The following is a 1,741-nucleotide window of genomic DNA, read 5'->3' as shown; positions in this document are numbered from 1 at the left end:
GCTGCTCGCCCCGCGGCTGGCCCGCCCGGCCACCGAACTGACCCTGCCCGCGAACGGGTCCTGGCGCGTCGGCACCACCGGCACCGGCACCCTCGACGGCCTCGCGACCCTCCCGGCGCCGGAGGCGGAGGCCGAACTCGGGCCCGACGACATCCGCGTCGAGGTCCGCGCGGCCGGCCTGAACTTCCGCGACGTCCTGATCACGCTCGGGATGTACCCGGGGAAGGCGCTGATGGGCGGCGAGGCCGCCGGCGTCGTCGTCGAGACGGGGGAGCGGGTGCGCGGGCTGGCCGCCGGCGACCGGGTGACCGGGCTGTTCACCGGTGCGCTCGGCCCGGTCGCGGTCACCGACCACCGACTGGTCACCCCGATGCCGGACGGCTGGAGTTTCGCCGAAGCCGCGTCGGTCCCCGTCGCTTTCGCGACTGCCTACTATGGACTGTTCGACCTCGGCGGCTTGCGGGCGGGCCAGTCCGTGCTCGTGCACGCGGCCGCCGGCGGCGTCGGCATGGCCGCCGTCCAGCTCGCCCGGCACCACGGCGCCGAGGTGTTCGCCACCGCGAGCGCCGGAAAGCACGACGTACTGCGCGAACTGGGTCTCGACCTAGTCCACATCGGAGACTCGCGCACACTGTCCTTCGAGGACCATTTCCGCGCGGCGACCGATGGCCGCGGGGTCGACGTCGTGCTCGACGCCCTCGCGGGCGAGTTCGTCGACGCCTCCCTGCGGCTGCTGCCGCGCGGCGGCCGGTTCGTCGAGATGGGCAAGGTCGACGTCCGCGACGCCGCCGAAGTCGCCCGTGCGCACGCCGGCGTGCACTACAGGGCCTTCGACCTGATCGAAGCCGGAGCCGAACGCCTGCAGGAGATCCTGCGCGAACTCGCCGGGCTGTTCGAAGCCGGCGCGCTCACCCCGCTGCCGCGCCGGACCTGGGACCTGCGGCAGGTGCCGGAGGCGTTCCGGTTCATCAGCCAGGCGCGGCACGTCGGCAAGAACGTCGTCACCGTGCCGCGACGCCTCGACCCGGACGGCACGGTCCTCGTCACCGGCGGCACCGGCACGCTCGGCGCCCGGATCGCCCGGCACCTGGTGACCGCGCACGGCGTCCGGCGGCTGCTGCTGATGAGCCGACGTGGCCCGGACGCACCCGGCGCCGCGGAGCTGGCGAGCGACCTGACCGCGCTGGGCGCCGAGGTGACGATCGCCGCGTGCGACGCCGCCGACCGCGACGCGTTGGCCGAGCTGCTGGCCGACCGCCCGCTGACCGGCGTCGTGCACACCGCGGGCGTCCTGGCCGACGGCCTGCTCACCGGTCTCGACGAGGAGCAGCTCGCGGAGGTGTTGCGGCCCAAGGTCGACGCCGCCGTCAACCTGCACGAGCTGACCCAGGACAAGGACCTGGCGCTGTTCGTGCTGTTCTCGGCCGCCGCGGGCGTGTTCGGCACCGCCGGGCAGAGCAACTACGCGGCCGCCAACACCGCTCTCGACGCGCTGGCCGCGCACCGCCGTTCCCTTGGCCTGCCGGGCGTCTCGCTGGCCTGGGGCCTGTGGGCGGAGGCGAGCGGCATGACCGGTCACCTCGGCGCCGCCGACCTGGCCCGGATGTCGCGGGGCGGCATGACCGGGCTGTCCGACGTCGAAGGGCTGGCCCTGTTCGACGCGGCTGTGGTCCGCGGCGAGACCCTCGCGATCCCGGCCCGGCTCGACCTTTCGGCGGCGAACGGCCCGGTGCCGCCGCTG

Annotated in this window: 1 protein-coding gene; it reads left to right on the top strand. The window is 74.9% G+C overall.

From position 1 onward, the window contains the following. On the top strand, positions 1–1,741 hold a 1,741-nt coding region (locus G3I65_RS20020; RefSeq protein ID WP_160697463.1), incomplete at both ends, for an MDR/SDR family oxidoreductase.

It is taken from the genome of Amycolatopsis sp. SID8362 (assembly GCF_010550475.1).
Taxonomy (GTDB): Bacteria; Actinomycetota; Actinomycetes; order Mycobacteriales; family Pseudonocardiaceae; genus Amycolatopsis; species Amycolatopsis eburnea.
Note: the sequence above shows the minus strand (reverse complement) of the source record. Positions and strands in the feature narration are given on the sequence as shown.